The organism is Sphingosinicella sp. BN140058 (genome assembly GCF_004135585.1).
Lineage (GTDB): Bacteria > Pseudomonadota > Alphaproteobacteria > Sphingomonadales > Sphingomonadaceae > Allosphingosinicella.
Genome location: NZ_CP035501.1, coordinates 3,413,145 through 3,434,867, shown reverse-complemented (window position 1 = coordinate 3,434,867; position 21,723 = coordinate 3,413,145). Strand labels below are relative to the sequence as shown.

Sequence of the window (21,723 nt, the reverse complement as noted above, 5' to 3'; positions counted from 1 at the left end):
CGCCGCTTGCCTCATGGCGGCGAAACCTCGAAGGAGCGCCGCGTTGAGCAAAGAAGCGGAGCCGCATCGCGGCTCCGCTTTTGTTTGAACCTCTTCCTGCAGGGCTACAGGACGAAGTCGGCGGCGCTGAGCTGATAGCCTGGCGTCGCAACGACGAGGATCGAAAGATCGCCGATGCCGTCGCCATTGACGTCGCCTTCGACCAGCCAGCCGTTCGGAATGCCTGTCGCGGCGCTGGCGCGAAGCTCGCCGGCGCTGTGGCTGAACGCCGCCGCGCCGACGAAGCGGAAAGCGCTGTCGCCATTGCCGGCAGCGCCGTCGGCATCGATCGCCTGGAGCAGGATCTGGTCGCCGGCGGCGAAGTCGCCGATCCGATCGCGCGCAGCGGCGGTGGAGTCGCTAGCCGCGCGATAGTCGAACAGGTCCTTGCCGGCACCGCCGGTGAGGAGATCGGCACCGCCATTGCCCCAGATCCGGTCGGCACCGGCGCCGGTGACGATCGTATCGCCGCCGCGGCCGCCCTGGACGCTGTAGCTGCCGTCGGTTTCGCCGGCACCGTTGAAGCTCAGCACCTCGCCGGCGAGCAGCGCCTCGGCCGCGACCACCATCTGCTGGCCGGCGGCGACATTGGCGTTGTTCATGACGAGCGCATAGGTGTAGGGCGCCGCCGCATTGCCGGAGCTGTCGAGGATCAGCTTCTCGATCATGACGAGATCGTCGGCCTGGAGGGTGAGCGCATAGGTTCCGGTCAGCGACACCGTGTCGTTGCCGGCGCCGCCGTTCAGCGCATCGCCGTTGGTGAAGGCCGCCCCCATGTAGAGGAAGTCCGAGCCGCCGCCGGCATTGACCTGGTCGTTGCCGCCGTTGTCGAGCACGAGCAGGTCGTTGCCCATCAGCACCCGCACGACATTGTCGCCGGCATTGAGGCGCACGCCCTGCCCCGTCGTCGAGGTGCCGGTGAAAGTCTCGACATTGGCGGCGAGCACGTAGAGCTGGCTGAAGTCGGTGCGGCTGCCGAGCGCGGTGCGGACTTCGTCCACCCCGTCGCCTACCGCTTCGACGACGACGTCGCCCAAATTGTCGACCAGATAGATGTCGTTGCCGCCGAGCCCGACCATCCGGTCGGCGCCGAGGCCGCCGTCGATCAAATTGGCCGCCGCATTGCCGGTCAGCAGCTGATTGGCGCTGCCGGTGCCGATCACATTCTCGAAATTGGCGCCGAGGGTAAAGCTCGCGGCCGCCACCCGGACCTCGTCGGTGCCGGCATTGGCCGCCTCGACCAAACCGTCGCTGCCGTCGAAGAAATAGACGTCGTCGCCGAGCCCGCCCTGGAGGATGTCGCTGCCATTGCCGCCGTCGAGGAAGTCGTTGCCGCTGCCGCCCGTGATCGTGTTGGCGATGTAATTGCCAAGCAGGATCTGGCCGGTGGTGGCGGTGCCGACCAGTTCCTCGACATCGGCGGTGAGCGAATAGGACGCAAGCGCGGTGCGGACCCGGTCGGTGCCATTGCCCGCCGTCTCGACGACGACATCGCCGGCGCCGACGATGTAGACGTCGTTGCCGCCATTGCCGCGCAAGGTGTCGCTGCCGCCGAGGCCGTTCATGATGTCGTTGCCGGCACCGCCGTCGATCAAATTGCCGAGCTCGTTGCCGTTGAGCGTCTGACCGGTGGCCGAAATGCCGGTCAGGATCTCGACGTTGGCGGCCCTCAGCGTGTACGTCGCGAGCGAGACGCGGACCTCGTCGGTGCCGGCACTCGCCGCCTCGACGACGATGTCGGACTCGTCGACCAGATAAATGTCGTTGCCGAGGCCGCCGCGCAAAGTGTCGGCACCGGCGCCGCCGTCGAGCGTGTCGTTGCCGGTGCCGCCGGTGATGACGTTGGCGACGCCGTTGCCGGTGAGCGCCTGCCCAGCCGACGACGTGCCGGTCACATTCTCGATGTTCGCCGCCGCCAACGTATAAGCGGCGAACGACACGCGCACCTCGTCGGTGCCCGCATTCGCAGCTTCCAACAAAGCATCGCTGCCGTCGAAGACATAGATATCGTCGCCGAGCCCGCCCTGCAGGATGTCGGCGCCGCCCGCGCCGTCGAGAATATCGTTGCCGCTGCCGCCGGTGATCGTGTTGGCCAGAGCGTTGCCGGACAGCCCCTGCCCGGTCGCCGCCGTGCCGACCAGTTCCTCGACATTGGCGGCGAGCGAATAGGAAGCAAGCGCGGTACGCACCCGATCGGTGCCGTTGCCCGCCGCCTCGACCACGACATCGCCGGCGCCGACGATGTAGACATCGTTGCCCGCATTGCCGCGCAACGTGTCGGCACCGCCAAGACCGTTCATGATGTCATTGCCGGCACCGCCGTCGATCAGATTGCCCACTTCGCTGCCGTTTAGCGTTTGGCCGGTGGCCGACGTTCCGGTCAGGATCTCGATGTTCGCCGCAGTGAGCGTGTACGCCGCCGCAGCCGTGCGAACCTCATCGGTTCCGCCGCCTGCGGCTTCGACGATCGTATCGAGACCGTCTGACAGATAAAGGTCGTTGCCGAGGCCGCCCCGCAGCGTATCGGCGCCCCCGGAGCCGTTGAGGATATCGTCTCCGGCACCACCGTCCAGCACGTCCTGCCCACCGCCGCCGATCAGAGTGTCGGCCGAGGCACCGCCGAACATGGCATAAGCGCCGGTCGCTTCCGCCGCGGCATCGACGCTGAGCGTCTCGGCAGCCGTCAGGCCCCGCCCGTCGATCTGCAGCGTCCCACCCGTCGCGAGCAGATTATCCTGCATCACCAAAGTATATTGGCTTGGCGACGTCGACATGCCGGGGTTCGCGAAGCGCAAATCCGTATTGGACATCAGGACCAGCACCTCAATGCCTTGGATGCTCGAACCGGTCAGCGAGAGAGGCGTGGCGCTACCATAACTGCCCTGCAGAGACAGAGAATCGATGCCGGCGCCTCCATTAACGATGTCACCCGCACCATAGCTTGCCCCGAAATATATCAGATCTCCGCCGCCGCCGCCGGAAATCTGATCCGCTCCGCCTTGCGCCAGATCGAACACTTCGTCTCTCTCGGTGCCCACGACCACGTCCGCCGCAGCAGTGCCGCTCAGCGCATTCACCGTGTAGCCGAGATTGTCGACGGTAAGCGTCGTGGGGTTCACGCCGGCCAGAACGAAGATGGTCTGGAACCCCCAAATACCGCCGCGCCCGTCCCGATCGAACTCGACCAGCGTATCGCTCCCCGATTTGACGATCCGGGCATAGCCGGAACCGAAGGGGTCGGCAGGCGGGCTGAAGCGCTCCAACAAGATCGAGAGATCGATCTGATCGCCTCCGGCGCCCGCAACGAAATCGTTGATCCGCACACTTCCAGAATAGGTCGCGAAGTCGAAAGCTACGGACAGCTTGTCGATGCCGGCGCCGAGGGTGACCGTCGTACTCGCGGTCATGCCCCCGATCTTGACGAGGTCGTCACCGTCACCGCCGTTCACGTCGAACACGACCGCGCCGTAGCTGTAGGATCGCAGCTCTATCGTATCGTTGCCCGCGCCCCCGTCAACGTACACGGAAGCCGACATGGAATCGCGCCGATCCACGCTGATGTTATCGTCGCCGGCGCCCCCGCGTAACGTATCGGAACCTTCCGGATCGGAGATCCAGTCATTGTCCTCACCACCCTCCACCAGATCGTCGCCATACCCGCCGGTCAGGCCATCGTTGCCCGAACCGCCGAGCAATGTGTCGGCGCCGGCTTCGCCGTAAAGATAGTCGTTCCCGGTCTCACCGAACAGCATGTCGGCACCTGCGGCGCCATACAGAAGGTCCTGTTCAGCGCCGCCGCTGATCTGGTCGTCCCCGCTGCCGCCGTGAAGCGTGTCGCTCCACTCGCCGCCCGTGAGGACAAGCCCCGGCGGAGGGGATCCATCGGGCGCGAACCCGGAGAGGTTGACGCTTGTGAACGCCGTCGCTTGCGTCGCGTTGAAAATGACCAAGGTCCGGTAGCCGTCGCCGCCGCCGTCGCGATCGATTTCGAACAACGTGCTCGCTCCATCCTGGCGCAGGCGAAGATGTCCGCTGCCGAAGGGATTGCTCGATCCATCCCATGTCGTGACGTCGCTTACGAAATCGAGGAATTGGAAGGCATCGCCGTTCACTCCGGTTGCGAAATCGCGAACCGTGATCTGCCCCTGCCAGGCGGTAGTATCCGACTGTGCGGTCCCGAGCTCGAGGATATCGCTGCCACTTCCCAAAGTGACATTCGCAGTTTTCGAAAGTCCATCGATGCTGATGCGGTCCGCGCCAGCCCCGCCATCAAGAATATGGTGCGCAGCCGTGTAGGGCATCAGAACGATGACATCGTCTCCTTCGCCGCCACGTGCGGTCCGCGTAAGAAGATCCCGAGAATTTATGGAGAGGTAATCATTGCCGTCGCCGCCATCGAGTTCATCGGCACCAGCCTCGGCGAAGAGCGTGTCGTCGCCATCGCCACCCCGAAGGATGTCGTTCCCGAATTTATCCGAAAGCGAATCGTTGTCGGCACCACCCTCCAGCGTGTCGTCGCCGATCTCGCCTGTTAGACTATCGCTCCCGGCCCCGCCGCGGATCGTGTCATTCCCCGCGCCACCGCCGATGGCATCGTCCCCCGCGAGCCCGTCGATCGTGTCGTTGCCGCTGGTGCCGTCCAGCCAGTCTGAATTGTTCGTGCCGGAAAACGTGATCCCTGCCGGCATGGCCCCGTCCGGGCGATAGCCGTCGAAATTCTCGGCGGTGAATGCGGAGGCGCTGCGTCCGGCAAATACGAACATCGGCCGGTAAGTGTCGCCACCGCCGTTCTGATCGAAGTCCAGGACTGCGTACAAGCCTTCCTGCCGCAACCGCAAATACCCGGTCGCGAACGGATTGGTGTTGACGTCCCACCCGTATGCGCTCGTCGTAAGGAGATCGATCCAGTCGATCCGATCTCCGCCGGCACCGGCGGCGAAATCGAGGAACGTGATCTTTCCCGCAGGCGCGTCGGTCCAGAAGCGCACGCGATCGACGCCGGCACCCAGAGTGACCGCCGCATCGCCACCCAACGAGCTGAAGATCAGGATATCGGCGCCGACGCCCGTCGCGATCTCGAAGGTCGACTTTCCGCGGGAGCCGATGATGATCGTATCGTCGTCGCTTCCAGCATCGATGAGCTGATGACCTTCATCGTCACGGAGGGAGCGGAACTCGATGTAATCCTTGCCCGCGCCCGTCTGAACGACATCCGATCCAAGCCCCATGATGACATGATCGACATCATCGCCGCCGATGATCACATCGTTGCCGGCGCCGCCTTCCATCGCGGAAGATCCGGGCCCTCCCTCCAGCCGGTCATCGCCGGCTTCGCCGTAAAGGACGCCGCCGTCCTCGCCGCTTCTGAGAATGTCATTGCCATCGCCGCCCCAGATCTGATCGTAGCCACTCAAGCCGTCGATCACGTCGTCGCCCGGAGTGCCCCTCAACTCGTCCCAGCCGGGCGTTCCCGTGATGACATCTTGCATCGTCACGTCACGGTTGCCTTCAGCGACATCCGCGCGCGACAGCCTGCCGCCCGCACGGCCATTCAGAATTGCCACGTTGAATTCCCCTTTGCTTCACCAGCAACATGAAGCGGAACATTTTCAAAAGCAAAGATTCTTCGGGCGAGGGTTAGGCGGCCCTACGATATGCAATAACAGGATCCGTCAATCCAAAGTGGCAAAGGAAAACGTCGGACCACCACGTCCGTTAGCCGTCCCGACGCCTTACACGGGGCTGCCAGGTCTCACAGCACGAAGTCGGCGGCGCTGAGCTGATAGCCTGGCGTCGCAACGACGAGGATCGAAAGATCGCCGATGCCGTCGCCATTGACGTCGCCTTCGACCAGCCAGCCGTTCGGAATGCCTGTCGCGGCGCTGGCGCGAAGCTCGCCGGCGCTGTGGCTGAACGCCGCCGCGCCGACGAAGCGGAAAGCGCTGTCGCCATTGCCGGCAGCGCCGTCGGCATCGATCGCCTGGAGCAGGATCTGGTCGCCGGCGGCGAAGTCGCCGATCCGATCGCGCGCAGCGGCGGTGGAGTCGCTAGCCGCGCGATAGTCGAACAGGTCCTTGCCGGCACCGCCGGTGAGGAGATCGGCACCGCCATTGCCCCAGATCCGGTCGGCACCGGCGCCGGTGACGATCGTATCGCCGCCGCGGCCGCCCTGGACGCTGTAGCTGCCGTCGGTTTCGCCGGCACCGTTGAAGCTCAGCACCTCGCCGGCGAGCAGCGCCTCGGCCGCGACCACCAGCTGCTGGCCGGCGGCGACATTGGCGTTGTTCATGACGAGCGCATAGGTGTAGGGCGCCGCCGCATTGCCGGAGCTGTCGAGGATCAGCTTCTCGATCGAGACGAGATCGTCGGCCTGGAGGGTGAGCGCGTAAGTGCCGGTCAGCGACACCGTGTCGTTGCCGGCGCCGCCGTTCAGCGCATCGCCGTTGCCGAACGCCGCGCCCATGTAGAGGAAGTCCGCGCCGCCGCCGGCATTGACCTGGTCGTTGCCACCGTCGTCGAGCACGAGCAGGTCGTTACCCATCAGCACCCGCACGACATTGTCACCGGCATTGAGGCGCACGCCCTGCCCCGTCGTCGAGGTGCCGGTGAAAGTCTCGACATTGGCGGCGAGCACGTAGAGCTGGCTGAAGTCGGTGCGGCTGCCGAGCGCGGTGCGAACTTCGTCCACCCCTTCGCCTACCGCTTCGACGACGACGTCGCCCAAATTGTCGACCAGATAGACATCGTTGCCGCCGAGCCCGACCATCCGGTCGGCACCGAGGCCGCCATCGAGAGTGTCGCTGCCGGCGCCGCCGGTGATCGTGTTGGCAAGGTCGTTGCCGATCAGGATCTGCCCAGTGGCCGCTGTGCCGACCAGTTCTTCGACATTGGCGGTGAGCGAATAGGAAGCGAGCGCCGTTCGGACCCGGTCGCTGCCGTTTGCGGATGCCTCGACCACCACGTCGCCGGCACCGACGATGTAGACGTCGTTGCCGCCATTGCCGCGCAGCGTGTCAGCGCCGCCGAGACCGTTCATGATGTCGTTGCCGGCACCGCCATCAAGAAGATTGTCGACCTCGTTGCCGGTAAGCGTCTGGCCGGTCGCCGAGATACCGGTCAGGATCTCGATGTTCGCTGCCAGCCGGTAGGAGGACGCCGCGGTGCGTACTTCGTCGGTGCCGGCGCCGGCCGCTTCGATTACGATATCGGCCTCGTCCGCGACGTAGATGTCGTTGCCGAGGCCGCCGCGGAGCGTGTCGGCGCCAGCGGCGCCATCGAGCGTGTCGTTGCCGCCCGCCCCGGTGATCACGTTGGCGCTGCCGTTGCCCGTGAGCGCTTGGCCGCCCGTCGACAGGCCGGTCAGGTTCTCCAGATGGATGCCGAGCGAATAAGCGCCGAGCACCACCCGCACTTCGTCGGTGCCCGCATTTGCCGCCTCGATCAGCATGTCGCCGGCGTCCGCAACATAGATGTCGTCGCCCAAGCCGCCCTTCAGGATGTCGGCACCGCCAGCGCCGTCCAGCGTGTCGTTGCCGTTGCCACCCTCGATCGCGTTGACGAGTCCGTTGCCGATCAGGCTCTGCCCCGTCGTGGCTGTGCCGACGAGATTTTCGACATTAGCGGTGAGCGTATAGGACGCGGCGGTCGTGCGCACCGTGTCCATCCCTCCGCCGGTGCTTTCGACGACGAGATCGCCGCTGCCGACGATGTAGACGTCGTCCCCGGCATTGCCGTGCAAGGTATCGGTGCCGCCGAGACCCTCCAGCACATCGCTGCCGCCGCCGCCCTCAAGCAGATCGTTGCCGCCGCCGCCGATCAGCCGGTCTGCCCCCATGCCGCCGCGCATCGTATAAGAATTAAATGCTTCCGCCGAGCCGTCGATGTCGAGCGTCTCGGCAGCGGTGAGCCCGCTCCCGTCGATCAGCAAGGTCGCCGCCCCGCCGAGCAGGTCATCCTGAAGAACGAGTGCGTAGTGAAAGGCGGTGCCGGGCGCCGAAGCGTAGCCGAAGCGGTTATCGGCCGCGGCGAGCAGGAGCAGGGTCTCGACGCCGCGCAGGTTGGCCGTTCCAAGGAGCATCGGAGTTCCAGCGCCATAATCGCCCTGCAAGGCGAGAACATCCGTGCCGATGCCGCCCTGGACCAGGTCGCCTGCACCGAACGCGGCTCCGAGATAGATCCGATCGTCGCCTGCCGCCCCGAGGATCCGATCGGCTCCGCCTTGCGAGAGGTCGAAAAGCTCGTTTCGGGAGGTTGCGACGATGTTCTCGGCCAGCGCACTGCCGTGGAACGTCGTGACATCGTACCCGATATTGGCCGCCGTTAACGCAGCGGCATTGACGCCGGAGAGCACGAACACGGTGTCAAACCTGCCACCTGTCGCACCGTCGACATCAATCTGGACAAGGGTATCGCCGGCGGACTGGACCAGCCGTGCGTAGCCCGCAGCGAATGGATCAGGTGCATTGGTGTAGCCATGAAGCAGATCCGTGACGTTCAAGCGGTCGCCGGATGCTCCAGAGGTGAAGTCGGTGACGAGAACGCTCAGGGATCGACCGGAACCCCGCGCTTCATGGGCGTACAAGATGTCGCGTCCGCTACCCAGCGTCACAGTCAGATCAGCGAGCATGAAGCCGAACGACACGAAATCATCGCCGTCTCCGCTATCAACCGTATAGACGAGCGACTCGCTACTATAAGACGACAATTGAATGTCGTCATCGCCTTCGCCGGCGTCAACGGTCACAAGCCCCGTTCCGTCAGCGAAGCGTTGAACAATGATCCTGTCTGCACCACCCCCGCCGACAATCCGATCCGAGCCAAAATCGTCGAAGATGAGGTCGTTGCCATCACCACCGTCGAGAAGATCGTCCCCCAACCCACCGTCCAGAGAGTCGTTGCCGTCGCCGCCGAACAGGTTGTCCGCACCCGCCGCACCCGTCAGGCGATCCGCGTCCCTGCCGCCCCGCAACTCGTCTGCGCCGGCGCCGCCGCTCAAAACGTCATTCCCGTCTCCGCCAGCAAGCAGGTCGTCGCCCGCACCCCCCAGGAGTTGATCGTCGCCTGTTCCTCCAGTCTCGATCACCGGTGGCGGCGGCGCTCCGTCGGGTGAAAAGCCCCCGAAATTGCTGGACGTGAAGCTTGATGCGACACTGTTCTCGAACGCGATGAAGGGGCGATAGCTGCCTGAGCTTGTCGGATCGATCTCAAGCAGAGTGCTGCTGCCGCTCTGGCGCAGGCGCAGGAAACCCGCGCCAAAGGGATTCTCTGCTCCATCCCAATTCGTTGCGGCGGAGAGAAACTCGAAATATTCGAGAACGTCTCCGGATGCTCCTGTTGCGAAGTCGCGAACCGTTATGAAGCCTTGCGTCGCCAGACTTGCCTCGGGACCAGACAGCAAGAGCCTGTCCGCACCGCCTCCCAAAGTGATGTCTGCAGTGCCTCTCAAGTCGATGATGTTTATGAGATCCCTTCCGCTCCCCCCATCCAGCACGAAATGCCCTCTCCACGAATCGTAGACAAACAGGTTATCTACGTCGTCGCCGCCTGATGCCGTGATCGTCACGGCACTTTGCGGATTCAGGTAGAGCGTGTCTCCGCCGCTGCCGCCATCCAGCGTGTCGGAACCAAATTCGGCTTTGAGGTAATCGTTCCCCGCACCACCGGAGACGATATCGTCGCCGAAGCCACCGTCCAGATAGTCGTTGTCGGCGCCGCCTTCGAGAATGTCATCGCCGATCTCGCCGTAAAGTTCGTCGTCACCGTCGCCGCCGCGCAGCGTATCATCGCCCCCACCGCCTTCGAGGCGATCGCGCTCGCCGAGGCCCGAGATCAGATCGTCTCCAGAAGTCCCGTCAAGTTGGTCTGGCGCTCCGGTGCCGGAGATAGCGGCGCCAGCTGCGATCCCGCCGTCGGGTCGGTAGCCATCGAAATTCTCCGCCGTAAACGACGCCACGTTGCTTCCGGTGAAGACGAGGATCGGCCTGTAGCTGTCTCCACCGCCACTCGCGTCCAGCTCGAGCACGGCGTCAGCGCCGTCCTGGACCAGACGCAGAATACCGCTGGCGAACGGGTTCGACATGTGATCCCAGCTGGGCACCGAAAACGTAAGAAAGCCCACCAGATCGATACGATCGCCCGTGGCACCGGCGTCGAAGTTCAGGAAGGAGACTCGGCCGGCGGAAGAAAGCGCGAAGTTTTCGATCCTGACTCGGTCAGCACCAGCACCAAGATCGATCGTCGCTTCACCAAGCAGGGCGCCGACTTCGACGAGATCCGCGCCCGTTCCCGTCGCAATCTCGAACCTCGTTGAATTGCCCGAGACGATGCGCACGATGTCGGCGTCGGCGCCGGTCTCGATAATGATCTGGCCTTCGTTCGCATTGGAATAGAAGTCGACCGTGTCGCGGCCGGCGCCGCCGTCGACGACGTCCGCCCCCTGGCCGATCGAGAAATTGTCGTCTCCGTCGCCGCCGACGAGAACGTCCTGGCCGATGCCGCCGACCAGATAATCCGCGTCGGCACCGCCCTCCAGGCGATCATCACCTTCCTCGCCGTAAAGGATATCCGCGCCGTCACCGCCGAGGAGAACGTCGTCGCCGCCGCGGCCGGAAAGTTGGTCGTTTTGGCCGAAACCCTCGATGACGTCGTCGCCGGCTGTACCGATGAGCGTGTCCGGGCCGGAAGTCCCGGCAACCTGCGCCGCGATGATATCCTGGCGCGACACATCGCTGCCGGAACGGCTGTTGAAATTTGCCACGATACCCCTCCCCTGACTTTCACAACAGGATTAGCCGGAGCGGATGGTAATGCAATGATCCCGTGCGCTAAGATCCCGAAACGACACGCAGCGGGCGCGGCGAAACAGACTTGAACGGCTGTTCCTCAGCGACGCATCACCGCGGAACAGCCGCGAGACCTGCGCTAAAGTACGAAATCGCTGGCGACCCAGGCGAAGCTGGATTCCGCAACGACCTGGATCGAAACATCGGCAATCCGATCGCCGTCGAAGTCCCCCTCGACCAACCAGCCGCCGGCCGAGTTCACGTCCGCGATCACGCGGACCTCTCCGGCGCTGCCGCCAAAGGCCGCAGCACCCACGAATCGGAAATCCTGGTTGCCGTTGCCGGCATTCCCATCGGCATCGATCGCGCTGAGATCGATCCGATCCAATCGTGCGAAATCGGCGATGCTGTCGCGCGCCGCAGCCGTAGAGTCCGTGGTTGCAGCATATTCGAACGTGTCGCTGCCGCTTCCGCCGAACAGCTGGTCGGCACCGCCGCCGCCCCTCAGATGATCGTTTCCACCGCCGCCGTGCAGTTCATCGCCGCCGCCGCCGCCGAGGAAGCGATCATCGCCCGCGCCGCCATTCAGAACGTAGCGAACCGTCGTTTCGGCCGAGGCATCGACGATCGCCCCTTCGCCGGAGCGAAGCGTGCTCGCATCGACCAGGAAATTCGGATTGGCCTCATATTTGTCGGGGGCACCTGCCAGGCTGTCGAGCAGCTTGAGATTATACTGGTATCGAGTGCCCTCCGGCGCGAGATGGAAGAATTCGGTGTCGGCGCCCGAGAGCAGTCTCAGTCTCTCAATGGAATGGATATTTGGCTCACCAAGCAGCACGGCGGCGCCGGATCCATAGACGCCCTGCAGGATCAGCGTGTCATTGCCATATTCGCTTCCGCCGCGGATGGTGTCCTCCCCGGTATAGGCACCGCCGAAGTAAAAGCGGTTGTCGTTGTTGCTGAGACTTACCGTGTCGTTGCCGCCCTGCGACATGTTGAGCGTGTTCGTCCATTCTCCAACGATGGTTTCATCAAGGTCGGAGCCGTAGATCGGGCTGGTGTCGAAATAGTAACCGCGGACGAACCGGTTGGCATCGGCTTTCTCGAGAATGAGGATGGTGTCCCAGACGTACGCATCCCCTTCGCGCCCGCGAAGGAACTCGATCCGCGTGTCTTGACCGGCCTGAACGATGCGCGCGGGCCCGAACAGGAATGCCCAGAGATCCCCGTATCTCAAGTCGTTGAAAACCGGATTGTAGCCGGACAAGTCGAAGCTGTCGCCCGGCTGAAAGTCCTTCACCGTGATCGTGACCGGCGGCCTGTCGCCATAAGGCACATAGCCTCCGATATAGATCTTGTCGTTTCCTTCACCGAGCGTGAGCACGGCATTGCCGGTCATTGCGTCAACTCGGAAAGCGTCGTCACCGGCGCCGCCATCGGCGTAGACGGTCACATCGCCGGTGCTGTCAACGTTGAGCTGGATGTAATCGTAGCCGCTTCCGGCATCGATCACGATGGTGTCCGACTGGTCGCCGCTTCGGTTCACCTCGATGCTGTCGAAGCCGGCACCGCCAAAAATCGTATCGGATCCGCTATCGTCGCGAATGGTGTCGTTGCCTTCGCCGCCGTCGAGATAATCGTCGCCGGCACCGCCGTAGAGCCAGTCCCAGCCCGCGCCGCCGTACAGGCGATCCGCACCGGCCTCGCCGTGAATCTCGTCGTAGAAGCTGCCGCCGCGGATCTCGTCATCGCCATAATCCCCGTAGAGCTTGTTGAAGCCCTCGAGGCCCTGGATGACGTCATTGCCGCGGCCGCCATGCAGGGTGTCGTCGGCATCGGTGCCGACCAGTACCAGTCCAGGCGGCACGGTACCGCCCTGGGAGAAGCCGTCGAGGTTGAAGCTTGTGAAGAAAAAGGGGTATTGATCCTGAAAGGTAACGATCGTTCGGAAGCTGTCGCCGCCGCCATTCGCATCGATCTGCAGCAACGTGTCGTCGCCGCTCCATACGAGGCGGGCGAAGCCCGACGCGAAGGGATTGCTTCCGTCCCACGTCGGCGCCGCGGCGGCGAGGAAATCGACGAACTCCAGGCGGTCGCCGTCGATGCCCGTAGACGAGTCGCCGTAGAATCCGGTGTCAAAATCGCGAACGATGATGTGCCCCTCGGTCAAGAGCAAATCCGCTGCGCTCGGATCGAGCCGCAAGACGTCGATATCGGCCCCCAGGGTCACGTAGGCGGTGCCGCGCAGCCCGGAGAGGCTGATCCAGTCATTCTCGCTGCCGCCGTCGATGATGAAGTCGCCGCCATTTGCGCCGTCGATCGTGATCCGGTCCTCGCCCGCGCCGCCCCACGCCGTCTTGGTGAGAGCATCACTTGCCTGAATCTGGATCCAGTCGCTGCCGGCGCCGCCATCGAGTACGTCGGCGCCGGAGTCCGCGTAGAGGAAGTCGTGCCCGGCCTGGCCCTGGACGAAATCGGTGCCGCGCCCGCCGCGCAGGCTGTCATTGCCGTCGCCGCCCTCGACGAGATCGTCGCCGATATCGCCGTCGATCTTGTCCGCACCCGCGCCGCCGCGCAGCATGTCGCTGCCTGCGCCCCCATTGATCGTGTCGTCGCCGCCGGCGCCGTCGATCACGTCGTGGCCGATCGTGCCGGCAAGCGTCTCGGCCGCATCGGTGCCGGTCTTCGCATAGGCCGGCTGCTCGGCGCCGTCGGCGCGGAAGCCACCGAGATTGGTCGAGCGGAAATCCGCGCCATTGGTGTTCTTGAAGACCAACAGCGTGTCATAGGCGCCGGGCCCGCCCGTGCCGTCCCGGTCGATTTCGACGACGGAGTCCGATCCGACCTGCCGAAGCCGCAGGAAACCGGCGCCGAAGGGGTTGGCCGACCGATCCCAGCCGACCAGCGCTCCACCCAGGAAATCGATCCAGTCGATCCGATCGCCGTCGGCGCCCGCCTGGAAATCCGTGAAGGTGATCACTGCGCCCGCAGCCAAACCGCCGGCCTTGATCTCGACGACGTCGGTGCCTGTGCCGAGGCCGATCTCCGCCTGCGCCGCAAGGCCGGTGATCCGGACGAGATCGTTGCCCGCGCCGGTCGCGATCTGGAAGGTCGTCGCGCCGCGGGAGTCGATCTGAACGCGATCGTCGTCATTGCCGGTGTCGATCACCTGGTGATCGCCCGCGACATCGGCGCTGTAGTTCACTTGGTCCTTGCCGGCGCCGGTCGAGACGGTGTCCGAACCTGCTTCGCGGATCCAGACGATGTCGACCTGGTCGCCGCCGAGGATGACGTCGTCGCCAAGACCGCCCTCGAGCCAGTTCGATGCGCCGCTGCCGCCCTCCAGGCGATCGTTCCCGTCCCCGCCATAGAGCGTGTCGTTGCCCGCGCCGCCGATCAGGACATCGTTGTCGGCGCCGCCGTGGAGCTGATCGATGCCGTCGCCTCCTTCCAGCCTGTCCTCGCCCGCATCGCCATAGAGCCGATCGTTGCCAACGCCGCCGCGGATGAGGTCATTGCCGCCGCCGCCGTCGGCACGGTCCTGCCCGCCGAGCGCCTCGATGATATCATCGCCGGCGGTGCCTTTGAGGATGTCGTCGGTCGAGGCGCCGTTGATCGGCGTTGCGAGCGCGCCAAGCGCCAGAGCATCGGCTTCCTTGGTCGCGAAGAGATTGGATGTGCGGCGTAACTGGTGGGCAGCGGACATTGGTCTTCCTTTCCTAAGCATACAGAGAGAGCTGAGCGATGGCCCTCAGAACCAGAAGTCGGCAGTGGTCATCTGATAGCCGCGGGTCGTCAGGACGAGGATCGAGAGATCGGCCGCGCCGTCACCGTTGGTGTCGCCTTCGACCAGCCAGCCATATTCCGGACCCGGGCCATAGTTCGCCCGAAGCTCGCCTGCGGTGCCGCTGAACGCGGCGGTGCCGATGAAGTGGAATCGCTCGTAGGAGTTTCGTCCGTCGTCCACGGCGTCGAACTGAACATCGATCCGGTCGCCCTTGGCGAAATCTGTAATGACGTCGCGCTTGACGGCCGTCGATTCGCTCGCAGCGAGATATTTAAAAGTATCGCTGCCTGCGCCGCCGGAAAGACGGTCGCTTCCTCCACCCCCGACCAGTTGATCGTCGCCGGCGCCGCCGACGAAGCGGTCGTCACCGCCGCCGCCACGCATGACGTAGCGCATGCTCGCCTCGTCGGATGCGTCCACAGCAGCGGTTTCACTCGTGCCGAGGCTGCTCGCATCGACCTCGAAGTCCCAGAAATACGGGTTGTCGTCGCTCGGTACAGCCAGACTATCCAGCAGCTTCAAATTATAGTGGTACGATGTTCCGGCCGCCGCCAGATGGAAGAAATCGGTCTTGGACGCCGAGAGCAGTCTCATATCGTCGATGTATTTCATATTCTCATAACCAAGCACCAGAGGCGCATCCTGCCCATAGTTGCCCTGAAGTATGAAGAGATCCTCGCTCGATCCGCTAACGCCCACGATCGTATCAGCTTCGGTATATGCTCCCCCGAAATAGAAGCGGCTGTGCAAACCATTGGCGGTGAGGCTATCGTCTCCACCTTGAGACATGTTGAAGATAGCGGTCCGGCCTTCTTCAGCGACGATCACCTCGTTCAACGCGGAACCATAGATGGGGCTCGCATCCGTCATAAAGGTATGAACGAAGGGCGTGGCATCGACATCTTCGAGGATAAAGACGGTGTCCCATGCATATGCATCGCCCTCGCGACCCCGGAGGAACTCGATCTTGGTATCATCGCCCGCCTGAACGATGCGAGCGGGACCGTAGAGCCACACCCAGGTTTCCCCGAACCTGTAGTCTCCCGCCATCTTGGGGTCGTAGGAACTCAGATCGAACCTGTCTTCGCCATATTTGAAGTCCTTGACGGTAACCGTGATCGGACTTCGATCACCATAAGGGGCGTAGCCGGCAGCCCGGATCGTGTCGCGCCCCTCTCCCAGCGTAACTACGGCGTTGCCGCTCATCCCCTGAATGTTGAAATAATCGTTTCCGGCACCGCCATCGGCAATCACCGACACGCCGCCGCCGATGCTGTCGACATCCAACGTAATGACGTCGTCGTCGTTGCCGCCGTCGATCACGATCGTGTCCGAGGCGTGACCGTCCCGGATGACGTCAATTCGGTCCGCACCGGCGCCTCCACGAATGGTGTCCGAACCGAAATCGTCGCGAATGACATCGTTGCCGCCGCCGCCGTCGAGAACGTCATCGCCGGCACCGCCGTCGAGGCGGTCCCCGCCGTCCCCGCCAAGCAGCCGGTCGCTACCGGCCCCGCCATAGAGTTCGTCCGAGGAGCCACCGCCGCGCAGCTCGTCGTCGCCGAGATCGCCGCGGAGCATGTCGTTGCCGTTCAAGCCATCGATCACGTCGTTGCCGCGGCCGCCGCTGAGAGTGTCGCCCGCGTCGGTGCCGATCAGGGCGCGTCCGGCCGGAACCGCGCCGGTCGGTGAAAAGCCGTCGAGATTGAAGCTGGAGAATGTGGAGGCGCTGCGGCCCTGAAAGGTGACGATCGTCCGGAAGCTGTCGGCGCCGCCGTCGGTATCGACTTGCAGCAGAGCATCGGCGCCACTCTGCATGAGCCGAACATGGCCCGAGGCGAACGGATTGCTCCCGTCCCACATCGGAGCCGCGGCGCTGAGGAAATCGACAAACTCCAGCCGGTCGCCGGCGGCGCCGGCTTCGAAGTCGCCGACGACGACGCCGCCCTCGATTGCCAGGCGCTCCGGTGCGTTCGGCTCAAGCCGGAGGACGTCCGCACCCGCACCCATGTTCACATACGCAGTGCCGCCGAGGCCGCTCAGGCTGATCCAGTCGTTTTCGCTGCCACCGTCGATGACGAAGTCGCCGCCCTCAGCGCCCTCGATCGTGATCCGATCCTCACCGGCACCGCCGAGCGCGGTCTTGGTGAAGGCGTCCGTAGCCTGGATCTGGATCCAATCGCTGCCGGCACCGCCATCGAGTTCGTCGCGCCCGGCATCCGCATAAAGGAAGTCATGTCCAGCGTGGCCGCGAACGACATCGTTGCCGCGGCCGCCGCGCAGGTTGTCATCGCCGTCGCCGCCCTCGACGAGATCGTCGCCGACTTCGCCGTCGATCCTGTCCGCGCCGGCGCCGCCGCGCAGCAGATCGTTGCCCGCCCCGCCGCCGACCGTGTCGTTGCCGCCAGCGCCGTCGATCACGTCATGGCCGGTCGTGCCGGAGAAAGTCTCGGCCGCATCGGTGCCGGTCTTCACATAAGCAGGCTGCTCGGCGCCGTCGGCCCGGAAGCCGCCGAGATTGGTCGAGCGGAAGTCCGCACCATTGGTGTTCTTGAGGACGAACAACGGCTGATAGGCCCCGGCACCGCCGGTGCCGTCCCGGTCGATTTCGACGACCGAGTCCGATCCGACCTGCCGGAGGCGCAGGAAGCCGGCGCCGAACGGGTTTGTCGATCGATCCCAGGAGGCCAGCGCCTGTCCGAGGAAATCGATCCAGTCGATCCGATCGCCGTCCGCACCCGGCTGGAAATCGGTAAAGGTGATCACCGCGCCCGCAGCCAAACCGCCGGCCTTGATCTCGACTACGTCGGTGCCGGCGCCGAGGCCGATCTCCGCCTGCGCCGCAAGGCCGGTGATCCGGACGAGGTCGTTGCCCGCGCCGGTTGCGATCTGGAAGGTTGTCGCGCCCCGCGAGTCGATCTGAACCCGATCGTCGTCAATGCCTGTGTCGATGACCTGGTGATCGCCGGCGACATCGGCGCTGTAGTTCACCTGGTCCTTGCCGGCTCCGGTCGAGACGGAGTCCGAACCCGCTTCGCGAATCCAGACGATGTCGACCTGATCGCCGCCGAGGATGACGTCATCGCCGAGACCGCCTTCGAGCCAGTTCGAGGCGCCGCTACCGCCCTCGAGACGATCGTTGCCCGCGCCGCCATAGAGGAGATCGTTGCCCGCCCCGCCGATCAGAATGTCGTTGTCGGCGCCGCCGTAGAGCTGATCGGTGCCGTCGCCGCCTTCCAGACGGTCCTCACCCGCGTCGCCGTACAGCCGGTCGTGCCCCGCACCGCCGCGGATGACGTCGTTGCCGTCCCCGCCGTCGGCGCGATCCTGCGCGCCGAGCGCCTCGATGATGTCATCGCCGGCCGTTCCCTTGAGGACATCGTCGGTGGAGGTGCCGTTGACCTGCGTCGGGAATGCGCCAAGAGCTGCAGTGTCGGCTTCCTTGGCCGCGAAGAGATTGGATGTACGGCGAAGCAGTTGACCAGCGGACACGGGCATTCCTTTCCTAAGCATACAAAGCGCGCGATTACTCAGAACCAGAAGCTGCTAGCGCCGAGCTGATTTCCCGGCTCTGTCACGACCAGGATCGACAGATCGCCGACACCATCGCCGTCGGTGTCGCCCTCCACCAGCCAGCCGTTGGGCGTCCCGCCAGCTGCCGTGACCCGCAGTTCACCGGCGCTGCCGCTGAAGGCGGCCGCACCGATGTGGCGGAACGCAGTGTCGCCATTCGCGGCATCGCCGTCGGCGTCGATTGCGCTGAGATCGATCAGATCCGCGGTAAATCCCCCGATGAGATCGCGCGCTGCCGCCGTCGAGTCGCTCGCTGCGGTGTAGACGAACCTGTCGACGTTGCTGCCGCCGAACAGCTGGTCGGCGCCGCCGCCGCCCCGCAATTCATCGCCGCCACCGCCGCCGATGAAGCGATCGTCGCCGGCACCACCACGCATGATGTACGAGACGTAGGTTTCGGCGGAAGCATCGACGATCGCCGCTTCACCGGCGCCAAGCGTGCTCGCGTCCACGATGAAGGTTTGATTATCAACGTGTGAGTCAGGTGGCCCGGCCATGCCGTCCAGCATCTTGAAATTGTATTGGTACAGTGTCCCGGCCGGCGCTCGATGAAAATATGCCCTGCTGCTCCCTGAAAGCAGTTCCAGTCGATCGATGGAATCGATATTCGCTCCTCCGAGAACCAAGGGAGTATCCACGCCGTAATTGCCCTGCAGGATCAGCCGATCGAGGCCGTATTCGTTTCCTCCGATGATCGTATCGGCATCGGTGTAGGCGCCCCCGAAGTAAAATTCGGTGTACGGGCCAATTCCGGAGACATAATCGTTTCCACCTTGAGACATGTTAAAATTCTGCGAAAGGTCTCTTTCGGAAATAATCGTCTCGTCTAGTTCCGTGCCATAGACTGTACTGGAGTCGTACCAATAGCTTCGAGTGAGGTCCGAGGCGTTCGCATTCTCAAGGATGATGATCGGATCCCAGACGAGCAATTCTGCGTTCCAGTCGCGAACAAATTCAATACGTGCATCTTCGCCAGCTTGGACAAGACGGGCCTCGCCGCCGATGAATGCAAACAAGTCACCGAACTGGGGATCGTTGAACGCCGGATCATAATGCGTGAAGTCGACCCAGTCTCCCTCTGCGCGGTTGAAGTCCGTGACGGTGATCGTGACAGGCGCTCGCTCCCCGTACGGCACGTAGCCGCCCACCTCGATGCGGTCGCGGCCCGAACCGAGTGTCAGCACGGCATCGCCGGTCATCGCATTTATTCGAAACAGGTCATTTCCGGCACCACCATCGGCAATGATCGTGACGTCGCCGACACCCTCTACGTTGAGCGCCATGGTGTCGCTGTCGGCGCCGCCGTCGATCCGGATCGTGTCCGATGCGCTGCCGCTTCGATTCACCTCGATGCTGTCGAGGCCGGCACCGCCAAGGATCGTATCGGACCCGCTATCGTCCCGGATGACGTCGTTGCCTTCGCCGCCATCGAGAAAGTCGTTACCGGCACCGCCATACAGCCAGTCCCATCCCGCGCCGCCGTACAGACGATCCGCACCGGCCTCGCCGTGAATCTCGTCGTAGAAGCTTCCACCCCGGATCTCGTCATCGCCATAATCGCCGTAGAGCTTGTTGAAGCCCTCAAGGCCCTGGATGACGTCATTGCCACGGCCGCCATGCAGGGTGTCGTCGGCATCGGTGCCGATCAGAGAGTGTCCGGCCGGCACGCTACCGCCCTGGGAGAAGCCGTCGAGGTTGAAGCTCGTGAAGAAAAAGGGGTATAGATCCTTGAAGGTAACGATCGTGCGAAAGCTGTCGCCGCCGCCATTCGCGTCGATCTGCAGCAACGTGTCGTCGCCGCTCCGTTCGAGGCGGGCGAAGCCCGACGCGAAGGGATTGCTTCCGTCCCACGTCGGCGCCGCAGCGGCGAGGAAATCGACGAACTCCAGGCGGTCGCCGTCGATGCCCGTAGAAGAGCCCCAGTAGAAGCCGGTATCAAAATCGCGAACGATGACGTTCCCCTCGGTCAAGAGCAAATCCGGTGCGCTCGGATCGAGCCGCAAGACGTCGACATCTTGCCCCAGGGTCACGTAGGCGGTGCCGCGCAGCCCGGCGAGGCTGATCCAATCATTCCCGCTGCCGCCGTCGATGACGAAGTCGCCGCCATTTGCGCCCTCGATCGTGATCCGGTCCTCGCCCGCGTCGCCGCGCGCAACCTTGGTGAGAGCATCCGTTGCCTGGATCTGGATCCAGTCGCTGCCGGCGCCGCCGTCGAGTTCGTCGGCGCCGGAGTCCGCGTAGAGGAAGTCGTGCCCTTCCTGACCCAGGATGACATCGGTGCCGCGCCCGCCGCGCAGGCTGTCATTGCCGTCGCCGCCCTCGACGAAATCGTCGCCGATCTCGCCGTCGATCCTGTCCGCACCCGCGCCGCCGCGCAGCCTGTCGTTGCCTGCCCCGCCGTTGATCGTGTCGTTCCCGCCGGCGCCGTCGATCACATCGTGACCGATCGTGCCCGAGAGCGTTTCGGCCGCACCGGTGCCGGTCTTCACGTAAGCCGGCTGCTCGGCGCCGTCGGCCCGGAAGCCGCCGAGATTGGCCGAGTGGAAGTCCGCACCATTGGTGTTCTTGAAGACAAGCAGCGGCTGGTAGGCGGTGGCGCCCCCTGTGCCGTCCCGATCGATCTCGACGACGGAATCCGTCCCGACCTGCCGAAGCCGCAGGAAACCGGCGCCGAAGGGGTTGGCCGACCGATCCCAGCCGACCAGCGCTCCACCCAGGAAATCGATCCAGTCGATCCGATCGCCGTCGGCGCCCGCCTGGAAATCCGTGAAGGTGATCACTGCGCCCGCAGCCAAACCGCCGGCCTTGATCTCGACTACGTCGGTGCCGGTGCCGAGGCCGATCTCCGCCTGCGCCGCAAGGCCGGTGATCCGGACGAGATCGTTGCCCGCGCCGGTCGCGATCTGGAAGGTCGTCGCGCCGCGCGAGTCGATCTGAACCCTATCGTCGTCAATGCCCGTGTCGATCATCTGGCGATCGCCATCGGCGACATCGGCGCTGTAGTTCACTTGGTCCTTGCCGGCGCCGGTCGAGACGGTGTCCGAACCTGCTTCGCGGATCCAGACGATGTCGACCTGGTCGCCGCCGAGGATGACGTCGTCACCGAGCCCGCCCTCGAGCCAGTTCGAGGCGCCGCTGCCGCCCTCCAGGCGATCGTTCCCGTCCCCGCCATAGAGCGTGTCGTTGCCCGCGCCGCCGATCAGGACATCGTTGTCGGCGCCGCCGTGGAGCTGATCGATGCCGTCGCCGCCTTCCAGCCTGTCCTCGCCCGCATCGCCATAGAGCCGATCGTTGCCGAGGCCGCCGCGGATGAGGTCATTGCCGCCGCCGCCGTCGGCACGGTCCTGCCCGCCGAGCGCCTCGATGATATCATCGCCGGCGGTGCCTTTGAGGATGTCGTCGTCCGAGGCGCCGTTGATCGGCGTTGCGAGTGCCACAAGCGCTGGAGTGTCGCCTTCCCTGGTCGCGAAGAGGTTGGATGTACGGCGAAGCGGTTGGCCAGCGGACATGGGTATTCCTTTCCTAAGCATACAAAGCGAGCGA

General features: G+C 64.4%; 5 protein-coding genes. All 5 read right to left on the bottom strand.

Annotated features, from left to right (window positions below; genetic code table 11):
• Window positions 1-104: 104 nt before the first annotated feature.
• On the bottom strand, window positions 105-5,603 hold the full coding sequence (locus ETR14_RS15385; protein WP_129385943.1) for a calcium-binding protein: 5,499 nt from the start codon (window positions 5,601-5,603) through the stop codon (window positions 105-107).
• A 188-nt stretch (window positions 5,604-5,791) separates the two neighbouring features.
• Window positions 5,792-10,795, bottom strand: a complete 5,004-nt coding sequence (locus ETR14_RS29655; RefSeq protein WP_129385941.1) for a type I secretion C-terminal target domain-containing protein — start codon at window positions 10,793-10,795, stop codon at window positions 5,792-5,794.
• A 164-nt stretch (window positions 10,796-10,959) separates the two neighbouring features.
• Complete coding sequence (locus tag ETR14_RS15375) at window positions 10,960-14,526, bottom strand: calcium-binding protein (RefSeq protein WP_165356463.1); 3,567 nt, start codon at window positions 14,524-14,526, stop codon at window positions 10,960-10,962.
• A gap of 45 nt (window positions 14,527-14,571) precedes the next feature.
• Window positions 14,572-18,099, bottom strand: coding sequence for a calcium-binding protein (locus ETR14_RS29240; RefSeq protein ID WP_165356462.1), 3,528 nt, complete (start codon window positions 18,097-18,099; stop codon window positions 14,572-14,574).
• Window positions 18,100-18,137: 38 nt separating this feature from the next.
• Window positions 18,138-21,689 carry a calcium-binding protein gene (locus tag ETR14_RS15365; protein ID WP_165356461.1) on the bottom strand — a complete coding sequence of 1,184 codons (3,552 nt, stop codon included), beginning with the start codon at window positions 21,687-21,689 and terminating at the stop codon, window positions 18,138-18,140.
• Between the last annotated feature and the right edge of the window lie 34 nt (window positions 21,690-21,723).

What these genes read in the sequence shown, in the direction of transcription:
- ETR14_RS15375 (WP_165356463.1), bottom strand. Translation starts at nt 14,526, where the DNA reads ATGTCCGCTGCCCACCAGTTACGCCGCACATCCAATCTCTTCGCGACC.
- ETR14_RS15365 (WP_165356461.1), bottom strand. Translation starts at nt 21,689, where the DNA reads ATGTCCGCTGGCCAACCGCTTCGCCGTACATCCAACCTCTTCGCGACC.